This window comes from Saccharopolyspora ipomoeae (assembly GCF_029952525.1).
Lineage (GTDB): Bacteria > Actinomycetota > Actinomycetes > Mycobacteriales > Pseudonocardiaceae > Saccharopolyspora > Saccharopolyspora ipomoeae.
This window is the reverse complement of record NZ_JASAOF010000001.1, coordinates 423721-440214: the sequence shown is the minus strand read 5'-3', so window position 1 is coordinate 440214 and position 16494 is coordinate 423721. Positions and strand designations below refer to the sequence as shown.

Sequence of the window (16494 nt, the reverse complement as noted above, 5' to 3'; positions counted from 1 at the left end):
CCGGGTGGTGCGAGGCAGAGGACAGTTTTTCCTCGAATCACCCGTGATCAATGTCCGCTTTGTCCGGACGGTTTGGGCTAAAACCGTCCTCTGGTGACGGATCAGCGGCCCGGGAACATGGCTTTGAGGGTTGTGGTGCGGTTGCGTTCCGCGTGCGAGACGGCGAGGCGCTGGGCGCGGCGGGGGTCGCCGTCGGCGATGGCCTCGACGAGGGCGTGGTGGTCGTCCGAGACCGAGTGGGGGTCCGGGATCTGGCGGACCAGCCACTGCACCCGGTAGAGGACCGGGGCCGTGACCTCGCTGAGCGTGCGGTTGTGGGCCGCGGTCACCAGCAGCTGGTGGAACAGCGCGTTGGCGTCGTGCGCGCTGGAGGTGTCGCCCGAGGCGACGGCCGCATCGGCCGCGTCGGCCGCCTCGCGCAGCGCGACGACGTCGTCGTCGGTGCGCTGCTCCGCGGCCTGGCGGCAGGCCACCGACTCCAGCGCCTCGCGGATGTCGAACAGCTCGCTCACGTCGGTCTCGGTCCAGGTGCGCACGACCAGACCGCGCGTGTTGCGGACCTCCAGGAAGCCCTCGGCGCGCAGCGCCTGCAGCGCCTCCCGGGCGGGAAGCCGCGACACCCCGTAGGTGTCGGCGACGTCCCGCTCGACGAGCCGGTAGCCCGGGGGATAGCGACCGATGATCACGTCGTTGCGCAGGGTGTCGATCAGTCGCCCCCGCAGCAGGACGGTCTCGGTCGAGTGGGAATCAGAAGCCATGCCACCTCGGATCCTAGCAGTGGCACCAGGCCGAATCAGCTGCTCACCGCCCCAGACCGTCCGGTCGTTCGGGCCGGTCGAAGGGGAAGCGGCGTCGGTACTCGGCGGCGGCCTCGGCCATCGGCACGAACTCGACGCCGTCGAACTCCGCCCACCGGTCCAGCAGTCGCTCCAGCATCAGCAGCACCTGCGGCCGCCCGGAGACGTCCGGGTGCAGCGTCATCGGGATGACCGCGTAGTCGAGCTCCCGGTGGACCCAGTCGAACTGGTCGTTCCAGAGGGATTCGATGTCGCGCGGGTTGACGAAGCCGTGCGAGTTCGGGTGTGACTTGATGAACATCATCGGCGGCAGGTCGTCGACGTACCAGTTGCCGCAGAACTCCACGAGGTCGATCTCGCTGCCGTGCTCCAGGGGCTTCATCCAGTGCGCTGCCGGCCGGGAGGTGTCGATCGGCGTCCACCGGTCCCCGACGCGGGCGTAGAACGGCACGAAGTCGTGGTAGTTCTGCGAGTGGTCGTAGGAGAAGCCGAAGTCGGCGAGGATGCCCGCGGTGTGCTCGCTCATCTCCCACCACGGCGCCACGTAGCCCTCGGGCCGCTTCCCGCACAGGTCCTCGATGAGCTCGACGCTCTTGGTCATCACGTCGCGCTCCTGCTCGGGCGACAGCGAGCGCGGGTTCTCGTGGCTGTAGCCGTGGGCGCCGATCTCGTGCCCGGCCTCGACGCACATCCGAGCCTGCTCCGGGAAGGTCTCCAGCGAGTGACCGGGCCAGAACCACGTGCCGGTGATGCCGCGGCGTTCCAGCAGCTTGAGCACGCGCGGCACGCCGACCTGCCCGGCGAACACGCCGCGCTGCATGTCATTGGGGGAGTCCTGTCCCCCGTAGGAGCCCAGCCACCCGGCGCAGGAGTCCACGTCGACACCGACGCACACCTGGATCTTCTTCATGCGTTGTCCTTTCGACATCGAGAGATCACCGGTCCAGCAGCGCCGCGACCGCGTCGCGCGCCGCGTTCATCGCGTCCACATCGGACTCCGTCCACGCCCGCTCGCCGATGCTGTGCGCCGACAACCACGCGACGACCTCGCCGCCGCGCTCGACCGGGCCGAGCACCTGGGCGCTCACCCCGTAGACCTCGCGCAGCGCCTGCGGCGGGAACGGCGGTTCGGTGAACGCGGGCTGCACGAGGACCCGCCGGTGCTCGTCCAGCCACCGCACGGTCTCCAACCCGCGCTGGTCGAGGGAAGGGTCGTGCTGGATCGAGCGCACCCCGTCGGCGCGGGACTCCGCCGCGCACAGGTCGACGTGCAGGCCGCGCAGCGGGTCGTCGACGCGCAGCGTCGTGCGGTCGCAGCCGGTGCGCACCCGCAGCTCGGCGACGATCCGCGACGCGCGGTGCCGCAGGTCCGCCTGGTCGAGCAGCGCCCCCGCCCCGTTGATGCGCGAGGGCGCGCCCGCGGTCTCCAGCGCCCACCAGAGGGTGGCGGCGATGCTGTCGATCACCGGCACGCCCAGCTCGCGCTCGACGTCGGCGGCCACCGCCGCGCCGTCGACGTTGGTGCAGATCAGACCCACCGCGTGCGCACCGGGTTTCGCCGCGCTGAGCAGCAGTTCGGCGACCTCGGCGGCTCCCGGTGCGGCGAAGGCGCGGTTGTCGGACAGGCACCACTCGCTGCGTCCGGTGATGGTGATGCCGTGGCCGGCGTACTCGGCGACGATCGCCTCCGCCACGTCGGCGGTGTAGGGCGAGGCGCAGGCCAGCTCGGTGACGCCGAAGTCGTGGCAGGCCTGCAGGATCGCCAGCGTCGAGGTCGTGGCGGGGAGGCCGGTGCGGTCGGTGATGGCCGACGCGATCCGGCGGTCGTGGTCGGCGCCGAGCCAGGACCCGGCGGTGCCGTTCCAGACCACGCAGTCCACCTCGGCGTCGGCCAGCAGCTCGGCCGCGCTCACCATCGTCTCGACGTCGAAGGACGCGCCCGTGCCGTCGCGGGTGATGGCGCGCACCGGGATCCGGGTGCACAGCACGTCCACATCGGACCGCTCGGCGAGCAGTCGCCGGGTGGCGGGTTCGAGGGTCGTGTTGGAGGACGGGACGATCATGCCGATGCGGGTCACGCGGCACCTCCCTGAACGGGCGCGGACGTGGCGCGGGGAGCGAGCCGGGTGCTGTAGTCCAGGACGAGGACCGAGATCGTCATGATCACGCCCGCGCCGACGAAGTACAGCAGCGCCCCGGTGTAACCGCCGGTCGCGCCGACGATGAGCCCCACCGCGATGGGCGTGATGAAGCCGGAGACGTTGCCCGCCAGGTTCATCGCGCCGCCGAGCACCCCGGCGTCCTCGGTGCCGCCGAGGATCGCGGGCACGGCCCAGAACAGGCCGACCCAGCGGAGGAAGAACAGCACGGTGGACAGCAGGACGATGGCCGCGACCGGACCCGGCACGAGCACGACCCCGACCAGCCCGCCGATCACGCACAGCCCGGCGAATCCCAGCAGGCTCCGCAGCACGGCGTTGGTGCCGAAGCCGCGATCGCGGAGCCGATCGGCGAGCTGACCGCCGAGGATCTCGCCGACGAACCCGGCACCGAAGATGACGAACGTGGACCAGCCGATCGCGCCGAGGTCGAATCCCTTGCTCTCCGACAGGAACAGCGGGCCCCAGGTCAGCAGCCCGTAGAAGACGCCGTTGAACCCGAGCCAGCCCAGGCACATCGCCCAGAAGCTGCGGTAGCGCAGGTAGTGCACGAGACCGGCGCGCCGTCCGGTGGCCTGGTGGCGGGCGTTCTCGTCCGCGCGCGCTCGGGCGAGGTGGGCGCGCTCGGCGTCGTCGACGCGCGGGTGGGTCTCCGGGGTGTCGCGGATGGCCCGCCACGCCCAGAAACCCAGCAGCATCGTCGCGGCACCGGCGGCGATGAACGCCCAGCGCCAGCTGCCGGTGGCGGCGATGAGGCCGGTGATCGCGACGCCGCCGAACGCCGAGCCCAGGGGAGCGCCGGCATCGAGGATCGTGGCGCCGCGGCCGCGTTCCTTCTCGGTCAGGAACACGGCGTTGAGCTTGCCGCCCGCGGGCATGATGGGCGCCTCGGCGGCGCCGAGCGCGGCGCGACCGACGGCCATCGTGGCGGTGTTGGGCGCGAGACCGGTGAGCGCGGTCGCGCCGCCCCAGCCCAGGCACGCGGCGGTGATCAGCCTGCGGGGGCCGAAGCGGTCGATGAGCCAGCCCGCGGGGATCTGCATCGCGGCGTAGGCCCAGAAGAAGACGGACAGCAGGACGCCGGTGACCTCAGGTCCGATGCCGAACTCGTCCTTGATCATCGGAAGTGCCACGGACAGCGATCCGCGGTCGACGTAGTTGACGGTGACCAGCAACAACAGGAGACCGAACAAGCGCCAACGGGTGTTGGACATGAGCCTCATCCTTTGCTTGGTATACCAACACGGTATACCAAGCAAAGGTATGCCGGTGTCCGTTGCCGAACAAGCCCCGCACGTAACCGGAACGTGAAAGCTGCGACCCGGACGTTAGGGGCTCGTTGCGGCGATGGAGTGACGCTCAGGTGGGGTGGTGCGAGGCAGGGGGCAGTTTTTCCTCGAATCACCCATGATCAATGTCCGTTTTGCCAGGATAATTTGGACTAAAACTGTCCACTGGTGACGCACGATGCTGCCGGCACCACCGGCTCTGCCCAGAGGTCAGCGGGTTGGGGTGGGAGTCTGGGCGGTGCGGTGGTCGATGGCTCGGCTGAGGACTGTGACCAGGACTTCCTTGGTGTCGGGTTTGCTCCTGGCGTCGAAGTGGAGGACCGGGATGTCGGGGTCGAGGTCCAGGGCGGCGGCGATCTGATCGGGTTCGTGGCGGGTGGCGCCCTCGAACTCGTTGACCGCCACCACGAACGGGATGCCGCGGTCCTCGAAGAAGTCCAGGATCGCGAAGCACTGGCCCAGCCGGTCCGGGTCGACGATGACGATCGCGCCCAGCGCGCCCGTCGCGATGCTGTCCCACATCGGCCAGAACCGGTCCTGGCCCGGGGTTCCGAACAGGTAGAGCTTCGGGCCGCTGGGCAGGTCCAGGCGGCCGAAGTCCAGCGCCACCGTCGTCGTCTGCTTGCTCTCCACGCCCGAGAGGTCGTCCACGCCCACGCCCGCCTCGGTGAGGATCTCCTCGGTGCGCAGCGGTTCCCGGTCGGTGAGCTTGGTGATCATCGTGGTCTTGCCGACCCCGAAAGCCCCGGCGATCACGATCTTCGCCGAAGTCGTGTTCGGATCAAAGGTTCCGGACATCGTTGCGCAGCCTCTCCAAGAACGAAATGTCGGGGTGGTCGGTGTTCGGGGCGGCGATCCGCAGCAGGCCCCGGGTGACGAGCTCGCCGACCAGGACGCGCGCCACCGAGATCGGGCTCTCCAGCTCCGCGGCGATCTCCGCCAGCGACACCGGCGTCGCGCACAGCTCCCGCACCGCCGCCGCGCTCAGCGACAGCTCCTGCTCATCGGGATCGGGCGTCGCGCGCAGCAGTGCCGAGACGTTCAGCTCCTCGCTGGCGACGTCGGTGCGGCCCCCGGTGTGCACGTAGGGCCGCACCAGCGGCCCGGGCTCGTCATCGCTCCACTCGGCCATGCCGCCTCACCGCCGAGCCGGCGTCGCCAGGTGCGCGCCGACGCGCGCGACCAGCTGCTCCACCGCCGAGGCGGTGAGTTCCAGGTCCGCCGAGATCGACACGACCACCAGCAGGCCGGTGCGCTCGGCGGCGCGGGTGAGCAGCAGGTACGCGTCGTCGCTCTCCACCAGGGTCTGGCGCACCCGGCCCGACCCGGTGCGCGCGCTGGCGCCGGCCACCGTGCTGTTGATCGACGATCCCAGCGCTGCCAGGGCGTCGGCGTCGTCGTCGGACATGCCCGACGACGCGGTCGGCAGGCCGTCGGCGGAGAACAGGATCAGCCCCCGCGCGTCCGGCACCTGGCGGTGGAAATCCTGGAGCAACCAGCTCAGGTTGTCGCTGCTCACGAACGTCCCTCCTGCTGAGAACGGGCGCGCTGGATCTGGTTCATGAACGCCGCCGACCCCGACCGGCGCGGCTCGTCGGACGGCGGTTCCGGGTCGTCGGCCGCGGTGCTGGACGTCAGCCGCGCGAGCGTCGTGCCGCGTCTGCGCTGCGGCAGGCCGCCGGTGCTCTCCGGCTCGACCGAGGTGGACGTGCGGCGGGGCTTGCGGCGGATGCGGACCGTGGACTCGACGCCCTGCCGGTCGGCCCCCTGCCGGGGCTGGGCGGGCGAGGTGATCAGGTCGGCGGGCAGCACCACCGAGGCCCGGATGCCCGAGCCCTCCCCGGGGTGCAGGGCGACCTCGATGCCGCGCCGCTGCGCCAGCCGGGAGACCACCACCATGCCCAGCCGGACGTCGTCCTGCACCGAGTTGGCGGTGAAATCCGGTGGTGCGGACAGGGTTTCGTTGATCCGCTCGCGGTCGGCCGCGGGCATCCCCAGGCCGCGGTCCTCGATCTCCACCAGCACCCGGTCGCCGGTCGTGCGATCCACCCGCACCAGCACCGGCGAGGTCGGCGGTGAGAAGCGGGTGGCGTTGTCCATCAGCTCGGCCAGCACCCGGATCGTGTCGGTCACCGCCGGGCCCTTGACCGCCACCGGCGGCACCGCGCGGACGTTGATCCGCGTGTAGTGCTCGGTCTCGCCGATCGCCGACTGCACGAGCTTGCTCAGCGGCACCGGGTCCCGCCAGCGCCGCCCCGGCCGGTCCCCGGCCAGCACCCGCAGGTTCTCGATCTTGCGGCGCAGCCGCGTCACCGTGCTGTCGACCTGCAGCAACCGGCGCAGCTTCGCCGGGTCCTGCTCGTCGTGCTCGGCGGCGTCGATGAGCACGATCGCCTGCTGGATGAGGGTTTGCTGGCCGCTGGCGATCGCGGCGATGGCGCTGCGGAACGCCGCGTGCGTGCCGGCCTCCTTGATCGTGGCGTCGATGGTGGCCCGCTGCGAGACCTCCATCGCGTCGGCGACCTCGCCGATCTCGTCGCGGCCGAAGTCCAGCTTGCCCAGCTCGTCGTCGACGTCGACCTCCTTGCCCTCGCGGGCGCGGGCCAGGATCGGCGGCAGCAGGTCGTGGGTGCGGTGGCGCACCGCGTCGCGCAGCCGCGCCAGCCGCTGCAGCACCTGCTCGGCGAGGCCGATGTTGCGCCACGAGTACCACCAGCACAGCGCGACGGCTGCGAGGGCGACCAGCACCACCAGGATCGTCCAGACGAACTTCGAGTAGGCCTGCGTCATGCCGAGCGTGATCGCGTGGTCGGACTGGGCCAGCGCCAGCTCGTTGAGGTCGCGGCCCACGGTGGTCACGTCGTCGTGCCACGCGCGCTGCTGCTCCGGCGGGAACGCGTGCGAGCCGGTCGCGCCGTCGGCGACCAGCCGGTCCTCGACCGCGGTGAGCCGCTGCCACGCGGGCGAGGCCGTCAGCGCGCGGTACTGCCGCTGCACCTCGGGTGCCGCGTGAGCGCTCTCAGAGCCGATGCGGCTGCGGTAGGTGAACACCTGCTCGGCGAACGCGTGGTGCTCGCCCGCCTCGAAGCGGCCCGAGTCCACCGCCGATCCGCCGAGCATCGCCGCCCGCCGCATCAGGTCCGAGGCGCGCAGCAGCTCGGTGGCGGTGATGCCGTCCTGGGTGACCTGGATGTCGTGCGCCAGCCGGGACTGGGTGTCGAAGAGGTCGATGCCGGTGTCGATGGTGGCGTTGAAGTACTCGACGGTGGCGCGGCGGTTGAGCCGGCCCTGGGACAGCAGGCGGCGCTGGGGCAGCTCGGCGAGCTGCTTCTTGAGCTGTTCGGTCTTGACCGCGATCGGTTCGGGCGCGTAGTCCGTCAGCGAGTCCAGCGTGCGGACGAGCTCGGTGGTGGTGCGGTCGCTGGTGACGCGCGCAGCCCCCAGCTCCGCGGTCGGGATGCCCTCGCGCACCGACAGGTCGCGTTCGTGCTGCAGCGCGGCGAACGCGCGCATCGCCGATCCACCGGCGTCCTCGGCCGCGACCCCGATCCGCCAGACGACGAAGGATTCGACCCCCTGCGGCACGGTCGAGGACAGCAGCACGACCGACAGCAGCACGATCGGCAGCGTGAGCGCGCGCGAGAGCCGCTTCTTGATGGTCCGGTGATGAGTCTCGGCGTCCTGTGACGTCACCAGCGGAAACCCCCCTCCGGTTTCTGCGGCGAAGATGATGGCGGGACGCTAGCAGCTGATTAACCCTGCGTGTCGCGCTTACCCGGCCGTGTTCAAAGCACGTAACACGTTCATACCAACGCTGCTTACGGGTTGATCACGATCGGCATGCGGCTGGGCAAATTCTTCCTGGTGGGAGCAACCAACGGGGGGTGACCGGATTACTCCCGTATTCCGGTTTCGGGGAACTGCCGAAATCCGTTCCCCGAACGCGGGAGCAATCCGGTCGCCCTCGCGGGGATCAGTAGCGGTGAACGTTCGGCGCGGAGGGGGCGGGCTGCGCCGTCGCCGAGTTCGGCGCCGAGGTCTTGGCCGGGTCGCCGTCGGAGGTGTAGCGCGACGCCGGGTCGGCGGCGAGCTTGTCGAGCCACACCGTCGAGCCGTAGTTCGCGTCCTCGCCGGTGGGGCCTTGCGAGCGGATGCGCGGGATGTTCGCCGGGTCGAAATCCGCGGTGAACGGCGAGGGAGCGGGGTTGGAACCCACCAGCATCACGCTCGTGTGGTGGTAGGTGACCCCGTCGGCCGAGCCGTCGGAGGCCAGCGCCTCCTCGTCGGGGTGCATCCCCAGCGGCAGCGCCAGCGAGTCCACCCGCAACCCCGGAACGGCGTCGGTGATGATCTTCTGCATCCCGGCGATCTCGTGCTGCGCCTGCTCCGAGGAGACCTTCCCGAGGTTCGGGTGGTCGAGGGTGTGGTTGCCGATCTCGAAACCGTTGTCGTGCAACCAGGTGAGACTGCGCCGACCGGTGGGTTCCTCGAACGGCGGATTGAACACGTACATCGTCGCCACCGGGCGGAATCCCGGATTGGCCCGAGCGACCGACAGCAGGATGCCGACCGCCGACTCCGGGGCCGGATCGCCCGAAGCGTCCACAGTGAACTGAGTGGCCGAACCGTCGTCGAAGGTGAGCACCACGGGATGCTTGCCGGCCGGGATGTCGATCTTCCCGGTGGCGTACTCGGTGGCCGTCACCGGAACGTAATCCTCGCGGACGAGGCGCTCCAGCTCGCCCCGGAAATCGGCTGGAGTGCGGTCGTACACGCTGGTCGGAGCTGGTGTGATGCGGTGGTACATCAGCACCGGCACGTCGCCGAGCTCGTTGGCGCCGACCGAGGCCGGGTCCGGTGGCGGCGGGGGAGCGGGCGGTGCGGCAGGGGTGTTGGGCGGCGGCGGAGGGGCGGGCGCGGCGGGCGCGCTGCACGCGGCCGTGGCGCACAGCATCGCGAGAGCGGCGGCGCGAAGCGCGGTTCTGGAAGGCAACATCGGAACCAACGGTATAGATCAGGTTCCGCCGCCGGGATACTCCAACTGGCCAATTGATCTAGCCCGATCCGACTGCGACAGTGGGTTTCCGGCCGCGTGGTCGCGGCCGATCCCAATTGTCCAGCAAGGAAATTCGTGCACCGCGCGAGTTCGCCTAAGTCGGGGAGGCGAAACCGATGTCGGATGCTGCTTCAGCGCGCGCCCGCATCAAGGCCATCAGCGCCGGAACGCCCAAGTACGTGGTGATCGGAGTCGGTACCGCACTGGTGCTGCTCTTCGGTTTCCTCCTGTTACGCACCCTGTCCACTGAGGACGTGAAAATCACCGGTCTGGCTCAGCCGGTGAACACCAATGCCGAAGTCGGTATCCGGGGCGTGAACAACGCCAAGATCACGATCGACGGGCGGGAAGTCGCTGCGCGGCAGGTCCCGGGTGGTCTGACCTTGGCTCCTGCCGGTCTTCCGGACGGTTCGCACGAACTCGCCGTCGAAGCCCCGCGGAGCATCTCCTGGCTCGGTTCAGACACCACGAGTCACGAGTTCACTGTGGACAGCACGCCGCCCGACCTCCAGGTCGACGACTCGCTGCGCCCGGACGGGCCGAACCGCCCGGTCACCGTCACCGGCAAGGCGCACGGTGCCGAGCGCGTCGAGGTCGCGGGCAAGCAGGTCAGCACCGATCCGCAGGGCGCGTTCAGCGTCGTGGTCGACAAGCCAGATCGGGATGTCGAGGTGGTGGCCACCGACGCGGCGGGCAACCGGACCGAGCGCGCCATGACGGTCCACATCAAGCACCCGGGGATGCGCGCCGTGCACGTGACCGGCATGGCCTGGACCAGCGACTCGCTGCGCGAACCGATCCTGGAGATGGCCCGCCAGGGCAAGATCGACACCGTCGAGCTCGACCTCAAGGACGAGAGCGGCGAGGTCGTCTACGACTCCGCGGTCCCGATGGCCCACCAGATCGGCGCCGTCAAGGGCTACTACAACGCCCGCCAGACCCTCGACCAGCTGCACGGCATGGGCGTCCGCGTCGTCGGCCGGCTCGTGGCGTTCAAGGACCCGGTTCTGGGCGCGGCCTCCTGGAACGGCGGCCACCCCGAGCGCGTCGTGCAGACCTCGGGCGGTTCGCCCTGGTCCAGCGGCTACGGGCAGTTCGCTTTCACCAACTTCGCCGACCCGGTGGTGCGCCAGTACAACGTCGACATCGCCGCCGAGGCCGCGCAGCTGGGCTTCGACGACGTGCTCTACGACTACGTGCGCCGGCCGGACGGCCACATGAACGAGATGCGGATCCCGAACCTCGTCGGCACGCCGGAAGCGGCCATCGCCGACTTCCTGCGCCAGTCGCAGACCGAGGTCCGCTCGCGCGGGGCGCTGCTGGGCGCGTCGGTGTTCGGCATCGCCGTGGACCGGCCCACCGAGATCGCCCAGGACATCCGCCAGATGTCGCACTACGTCGACTACATCGCGCCGATGGTCTACCCGTCGCACTGGGCGGCCGGGGAGTTCGGCGTCGGCAACCCCAACAGCCAGCCCTACGACATCGTGGCCCGTTCCCTCGGGGCGTTCGCCAAGGCCGTCGAGGGCACGGACGTGCAGATCATCCCGTGGTTGCAGGACTTCAGCCTCGGGGTGTCCTACGGTCCGGGAGAGGTCGCGGCGCAGATCGACGCCGCCCGCAGCAACGGCATGAACTCCTTCCTGCTGTGGGCGCCGAACTGCCGCTACCACGACGCGGCTCTCGCACCGATGGGCTGAGGACTGTCATGTGGTCCTTCTGCTTGGCGGTGCGGGTAGCGGAACCTGACACGCCTTCTGAACTCCGTGCGCCACTCCTGATGTATGCCATACACGGCGTCGCGGCGTACTCGCCAGAAGACGTGTCAGAACCCGCGGCGGTGCAAGCTGAGTCCCACACTTGAAGCACCGGCTAACGCCGCAGTTCCAGACAGGTCTTAGTTGAGGAGACGGGTCGTTCGCCTTCGGTCGGGGGAGGTGAACGGCCCGTCGTCGTCACCAGGAGGAGGACAGATGAGGTCGAGCACCCGGGTGGGCGTGAGCGCGCTGGGCGCGTGCGCGCTGCTGGCACCGGTGATCCCGGTGGCCCAGGCGGAACCGGAACCGCCGAAGCAGGCCGAGGCCGTCGGGTTCGGCGGCGCGGTCTCCAGCGTCGACCCCGACGCCACCCGGGCGGGCCTGGAAGTCCTGCGCCGGGGCGGGACCGCGGCCGACGCGGCCGTGGCCACCGCCGCCGCGCTCGGCGTCACCGAGCCCTACTCCGCGGGCATCGGCGGAGGCGGGTACTTCGTGCACTACGACGCCTCGACCGGCCGCGTCGAGACCATCGACGGCCGCGAGACCGCGCCGTCGGCGGCGGGCGAGGACCTGTTCCTGGAGAACGGCGAGCCGATCCCGTTCGACGACGCCGTCACCAGCGGGCTCGGCGTCGGCGTGCCCGGCACGCCGCTGACCTGGCAGCGCGCCCTGGACCGCTGGGGCCGCGAGGACCTCGACGAGGTGCTGCGCCCGGCCGAGGACCTCGCGCGCGACGGCTTCGTCGTCGACGACACCTTCCGCGAGCAGACCGCCGACAACCAGGAGCGGTTCAGCGCGTTCCCGGCCACCCGCGCGCTGTTCCTGCCCGGCGGGCAGCCTCCGGCCGTCGGCAGCGCGTTCCGCAACCCCGACCTCGCCGAGACCTACCGGCGGCTCGGCGACGAGGGCGTGAACGCGCTGTACTCCGGCGACATCGGCGCCGACCTCGTCCGCACCGTCAACCAGCCGCCCGTCGACCCCGCGTCCGGACGGCACGTGCGCCCAGGGGCGATGACCACCGGCGACCTGCGCGACTACCGGGTCCTCGACCAGGAACCGACGCACTCCGGCTACCGGGGTCTCGACGTCTACGGCATGGCGCCGTCGGGCTCCGGCGGCACGACCGTCGGCGAAGCGCTCAACGTGCTGGAGCGCTCCGACCTCGCCGCCGCCGACAAGACCGGCTACCTGCACCGCTACCTGGAGGCGAGCAAGCTCGGCTTCGCCGACCGCAACCGGTGGGTCGGCGACCCCGCGTTCTCCGACGTGCCCACCGAGAGACTGCTCAGCGACGAGTTCGCGGCATCCCGCGAGTGCCTGATCAGCGACGACGCCGCCCTGCCGGCGCCCGTCGCTCCCGGCGATCCCGCCTCCCCGCAGGGCTGCGCCGGTGGCCGGGGCGGTGGCGAGCCCTACGAGGGGCCCAACACCACGCACCTGACCGTCGCCGACGCCCGCGGCGACGTCGTGTCCTACACGCTGACCATCGAGCAGACCGGCGGCAGCGGCATCGTCGTGCCCGGCCGCGGTTTCCTGCTCAACAACGAGCTCACCGACTTCAGCTTCACCCCGGTCACCCCGGGCGTGCCCGACCCGAACCTGCCGGGGCCGGGCAAGCGGCCGCGCAGCTCGATGAGCCCGACGATCGTGCTCCGCGACGGCCGACCCGCGCTCGCGCTCGGCAGCCCGGGCGGGGCGACGATCATCACCACCGTCCTGCAGACCCTCACCGGTCGTCTCGACCGCGGGCAGTCGCTCGTCGACGCCATCGCCGAACCCCGGGCCTCGCAGCGCAACAGCGCCACCACCGACGCCGAACCCGCCTTCCTCGCCCAGCCCGAGACCGCGAAGCTCGAAGCCCTCGGCCACCGCTTCGAGCCCACCGACGAGATCGGCGCCGCCACCGGCGTCGAACGCCTCCCCGACGGCCGCTGGCTCGCCGCCGCCGAACGCCACCGCCGAGGCGGGGGCTCGGCCGGAGTGGTCCTGCCCGCTCCCTGACCGATCGCGCCCCGGCCGCGGGTGCGGCGGTCGGCCGGGGCGCGCGTCCGGCTACTAGACTCGTCGGGTCGTAGTCGACGTGAGGGAGACCAGGTGACCGTCCAGCCGATCAGACTCTTCGGCGACCCCGTCCTGCGCACCAAGGCCGACGAGGTGGTCGACTTCGACAAGGAGCTGCGCACTCTCGTCAAGGACCTCTGGGACACGATGGAGGACCAGGGCGGAGCCGGGCTCGCCGCGCCCCAGCTGGGCGTGAGCCTGCGCGTGTTCACCTACCACTGCGACGGCTTCGCCGGGCACCTCATCAACCCCACCTGGACCGCCGTCGGCGGTGAGGGCCAGCTCGGGCCCGAGGGCTGCCTGTCCATCCCCGGCATGTCCTGGGACTGCCTGCGCTCCCAGCACGTCGTCGCGCGCGGCTGGAACCTCCACGGAGAGCCCGTCGAGGTCGAGGGCACCGATCTGCTGGCGCGCTGCATCCAGCACGAGACCGACCACCTCGACGGCGTGCTGTTCCTCGACCGCCTCGACGAGGAGACCCGCAAGGCCGCCATGCGCGAGATCCGCCAGTCCCCCTGGTTCGACGGCGCCACCCCGGTCATCAAGCAGAACCCGCACCCGCTGTTCGGAGGCCGCTGAGCATGCGCGTGGTCTTCGCCGGAACGCCCGCGCCCGCCGTCCCCGCGCTGCAGGCGCTCATCGACTCCGACCGGCACGAGGTCGCCGCCGTGGTGACCCGGCCCGACGCGCCCGCCGGGCGCGGCCGCAAGCTCGTGCGCTCGCCCGTCGGGGCGCTCGCCGACGAGCGCGGCATCGAGGTCCTCACCCCCGCCAAGGCCTCCGACCCGGAGTTCCTGGCGCGGCTGCGCGAGATCGACCCCGACTGCTGCCCGGTCGTCGCCTACGGCGCGCTGCTGCGCGACGAGGCGCTGGCGATCCCGCGGCACGGCTGGGTCAACCTGCACTTCTCGCTGCTGCCCGCCTGGCGCGGTGCCGCACCGGTGCAGGCCGCGATCCGGCACGGCGACGAGATCACCGGGGCCAGCACCTTCCGCATCGTCCGCGAGCTCGACGCCGGAGCGGTCTTCGGCGTGGTCACCGAGCAGATCCGCGCCACCGACACCGCCGGTGAGCTGTTGGAACGCTTGTCGATCTCGGGTGCCGACCTGCTGTCGGCCACGCTCGACGGCATCGAGGACGGCAGCGTGCGCGCCGAGGAGCAGCCCGCCGACGGCGTCAGCTACGCGCCCAAGGTCACCGTCGAGGACGCCAAGGTCGATTTCACCGCGCCCGCCGCGGCCGTCGACCGGCTCATCCGCGCCGTCACGCCCGAGCCCGGCGCGTGGGCGTGGCTGGGGGAGGAGCGGTTCAAGCTCGGCCCCGTCACCGTCACCGACGAGCAGCTGCAGCCGGGCGAGATCAAGACCGAGAAGCGCCGGGTCCTCGTCGGCACCGGCACCACCGCCGTCGCGCTGGGCCAGGTGCAGGCGGCGGGCAAGAAGCGCATGGCCGCCACCGACTGGGCGCGCGGAACCCGCATCGAGCAAGGAGACAAGCTCCAGTGACTGAACGCCGCCGACGGCCCAACCGCCCGTCGAAGGCCCGCCCGCCGCAGCGCAAGGCCAACCCGCGACCGGTGGACGTCGACCCGGTGCGGCTGGTCGCGGTGGAGACGCTGCGCGCGGTCCGCGAGCGCGACGCCTACGCCAACCTCGCGCTGCCACCGCTGCTCCAGCAGCGGCGCATCAGCGGCCGGGACGCGGCGCTGGCCACCGAGCTCACCTACGGCGCGTGCCGGGCCCAGGGCCTGCTCGACGCGGTGATCGGCGAGTGCAGCACTCGCCCGCTGTCCGAAATGGACCCGAAGCTGCTCGACGCGCTGCGCGTCGGGGTGTACCAGATCCTGCGCACCCGCATCCCCGCGCACGCCGCAGTGGCCTCCACTGTGGACATCGTCCGGTTCGAGAACGGCTCCAAGCTCTCCGGTTTCGCCAACGCCGTGCTGCGGCGCGCGGCCGAGAAGGACGAGCAGCAGTGGGTCGAGCAGATCGCCCCGGACCGGGCCGAGGACCCCGTCGGCCACCTCGCGATGAAGCACGCGCATCCGAAGTGGATCGCGCAGGCGTTCGCCGACGCCCTCGGGCTCGACGAGCTGGAGGACGCGCTGGCCGCCGACGACACCCGCCCGGCGGTGCACCTGACCGCGCGGCCCGGCGAGATCAGCGCCGACGAGCTCGCCGCCATCACCGGCGGCGACCCCGCGCCCTACTCGCCCTACGGCGTGCGGCTGGAGGCCGGCGCCGGTGACCCGGGTGACCTGGAGCCGGTGCAGGAGGGCTTCGCCGTCGTGCAGGACGAGGGGTCCCAGCTGGTCAGCCTCGCCGTCACCAAGCCCGAGATCTCCGGTTCCGACCTGCGCTGGCTGGACCTGTGCGCCGGGCCCGGCGGCAAGGCCGGGTTGCTGGGCGCGCTGGTCACCCTCGACGGCGGGACGCTCGACGCCGTCGAGCAGGCGCCGCACCGAGCAGACCTGGTGCGCAAGGCCACCGAGGGCCTGTCGGTGACCGTGCACACCGCCGACGGCCGTTCTCCCGGCCTGGAACCGGGTTTCGACCGGGTGCTGGTCGACGCGCCCTGCACCGGGCTCGGCGCGCTGCGGCGACGTCCGGAGGCGCGCTGGCGCCGTCAGCCCGGCGACGTCGGCGAGCTGACCAAGCTGCAGCGGGAACTGCTCATCTCGGCGATCGAGCTCACCCGGCCCGGCGGGATCGTCGGCTACGTCGTGTGCTCGCCGCACCTGCCCGAGACCGAGGGCGTGGTGGCCGACGTCGTCCGGCGCACCGGCGTCACCCAGCTCGACGCGCGCGAGCACTTCCCGGACGTCCCCGACCTGGGCGACGGGCCGGGCGTGCAGCTGTGGCCGCACAAGCACGGCACCGACGCGATGTTCTGCGCCCTCTTCCGGGTGTGACGAAGGAGCGCTCTGAAGTGGACTACCGGGACTGGTTGGCGGTCGCGATCGCCGAGGCCGAGGCGGGGCTGGCCTCCGGCGGCATTCCCATCGGCGCCGCGCTGATCGGGGCCGACGGCGAGGTGCTCGGGCGCGGGCACAACCGGCGGGTGCAGGACGACGACCCGTCGGTGCACGGCGAGACCGCGGCCTTCCGCAACGCCGGGCGGCAGCGCTCCTACGGCGGCACGACGATGGTCACGACCCTCTCGCCGTGCTGGTACTGCAGCGGTCTGATCAGGCAGTTCGGCATCGGGCGGGTCGTCATCGGCGAGGCCCGCAACTTCCACGGCGGACACGACTGGCTCGCCGAGCACGGCGTCGACGTCGTCGTCCTCGACGACCCCGGCTGCACCCGCATGATGGCCGACTTCATCGCCACCCACCCCCACCTCTGGAACGAGGACATCGGGGAGGGCTGAGCC

The 16494-nt window shown here is 71.4% G+C and carries 15 protein-coding genes; 6 read left to right on the top strand and 9 right to left on the bottom strand.

Features of this window, described 5'->3' with window-relative positions; genetic code table 11:
• Positions 1-101: 101 nt before the first annotated feature.
• The 9 genes from QFW96_RS02105 to QFW96_RS02065 all read right to left on the bottom strand — a co-directional run bounded on the left by QFW96_RS02105 (position 102) and on the right by QFW96_RS02065 (position 9241).
• Positions 102-758: a GntR family transcriptional regulator gene (locus QFW96_RS02105; protein WP_281453745.1), complete on the bottom strand. Its 657-nt coding sequence runs from the start codon at positions 756-758 to the stop codon at positions 102-104.
• 43 nt (positions 759-801) lie between these two features.
• Positions 802-1707, bottom strand: a complete 906-nt coding sequence (locus QFW96_RS02100) for a polysaccharide deacetylase family protein (protein ID WP_281453744.1) — start codon at positions 1705-1707, stop codon at positions 802-804.
• Positions 1708-1732: 25 nt separating this feature from the next.
• Positions 1733-2875, bottom strand: coding sequence for a maleate cis-trans isomerase family protein (locus QFW96_RS02095; RefSeq protein WP_281453743.1), 1143 nt, complete (start codon positions 2873-2875; stop codon positions 1733-1735).
• Positions 2872-4170, bottom strand: coding sequence for an MFS transporter (locus QFW96_RS02090; protein ID WP_281453742.1), 1299 nt, complete (start codon positions 4168-4170; stop codon positions 2872-2874). Before QFW96_RS02090 ends, QFW96_RS02095 begins: the two co-directional genes overlap by 4 nt.
• Before the next feature lie 285 nt (positions 4171-4455).
• The gene (locus tag QFW96_RS02085) at positions 4456-5043 is read right to left on the bottom strand and encodes a GTP-binding protein (protein ID WP_281453741.1); all 588 of its coding nucleotides are present in this window, start codon (positions 5041-5043) and stop codon (positions 4456-4458) included.
• On the bottom strand, positions 5027-5377 hold the full coding sequence (locus QFW96_RS02080; RefSeq protein WP_281453740.1) for a DUF742 domain-containing protein: 351 nt from the start codon (positions 5375-5377) through the stop codon (positions 5027-5029). The genes QFW96_RS02085 and QFW96_RS02080 overlap by 17 nt, the downstream gene beginning before the upstream one ends.
• 6 nt (positions 5378-5383) lie before the next feature.
• Positions 5384-5764, bottom strand: coding sequence for a roadblock/LC7 domain-containing protein (locus QFW96_RS02075; protein ID WP_281453739.1), 381 nt, complete (start codon positions 5762-5764; stop codon positions 5384-5386).
• The gene (locus tag QFW96_RS02070) at positions 5761-7938 is read right to left on the bottom strand and encodes a sensor histidine kinase (RefSeq protein WP_281453738.1); all 2178 of its coding nucleotides are present in this window, start codon (positions 7936-7938) and stop codon (positions 5761-5763) included. The genes QFW96_RS02075 and QFW96_RS02070 overlap by 4 nt, the downstream gene beginning before the upstream one ends.
• A gap of 280 nt (positions 7939-8218) precedes the next feature.
• The gene (locus QFW96_RS02065) at positions 8219-9241 is read right to left on the bottom strand and encodes a polysaccharide deacetylase family protein (RefSeq protein WP_281453737.1); all 1023 of its coding nucleotides are present in this window, start codon (positions 9239-9241) and stop codon (positions 8219-8221) included.
• Between the two features lie 176 nt (positions 9242-9417).
• Here QFW96_RS02065 and QFW96_RS02060 point away from each other — a divergent pair, with 176 nt between their 5' ends.
• From QFW96_RS02060 to QFW96_RS02035, 6 genes are all read left to right on the top strand, one after another.
• The gene (locus QFW96_RS02060; RefSeq protein ID WP_281453736.1) at positions 9418-11001 is read left to right on the top strand and encodes a putative glycoside hydrolase; all 1584 of its coding nucleotides are present in this window, start codon (positions 9418-9420) and stop codon (positions 10999-11001) included.
• A 273-nt stretch (positions 11002-11274) separates the two neighbouring features.
• The gene (gene ggt, locus QFW96_RS02055; protein WP_281453735.1) at positions 11275-13059 is read left to right on the top strand and encodes a gamma-glutamyltransferase; all 1785 of its coding nucleotides are present in this window, start codon (positions 11275-11277) and stop codon (positions 13057-13059) included.
• Between the two features lie 93 nt (positions 13060-13152).
• Positions 13153-13698, top strand: coding sequence for a peptide deformylase (gene def, locus QFW96_RS02050; protein ID WP_281453734.1), 546 nt, complete (start codon positions 13153-13155; stop codon positions 13696-13698).
• 2 nt (positions 13699-13700) lie between these two features.
• Entirely contained in the window at positions 13701-14624 is a 924-nt protein-coding gene (gene fmt / locus QFW96_RS02045; protein WP_281453733.1) for a methionyl-tRNA formyltransferase, read from the top strand.
• Positions 14621-16030 (top strand): RsmB/NOP family class I SAM-dependent RNA methyltransferase, encoded by a 1410-nt coding sequence (locus QFW96_RS02040; protein ID WP_281453732.1) that lies wholly within the window; start codon positions 14621-14623, stop codon positions 16028-16030. The genes fmt and QFW96_RS02040 overlap by 4 nt, the downstream gene beginning before the upstream one ends.
• Before the next feature lie 17 nt (positions 16031-16047).
• Positions 16048-16491, top strand: coding sequence for a nucleoside deaminase (locus QFW96_RS02035; protein ID WP_281453731.1), 444 nt, complete (start codon positions 16048-16050; stop codon positions 16489-16491).
• The last annotated feature ends 3 nt before the right edge of the window (positions 16492-16494 follow it).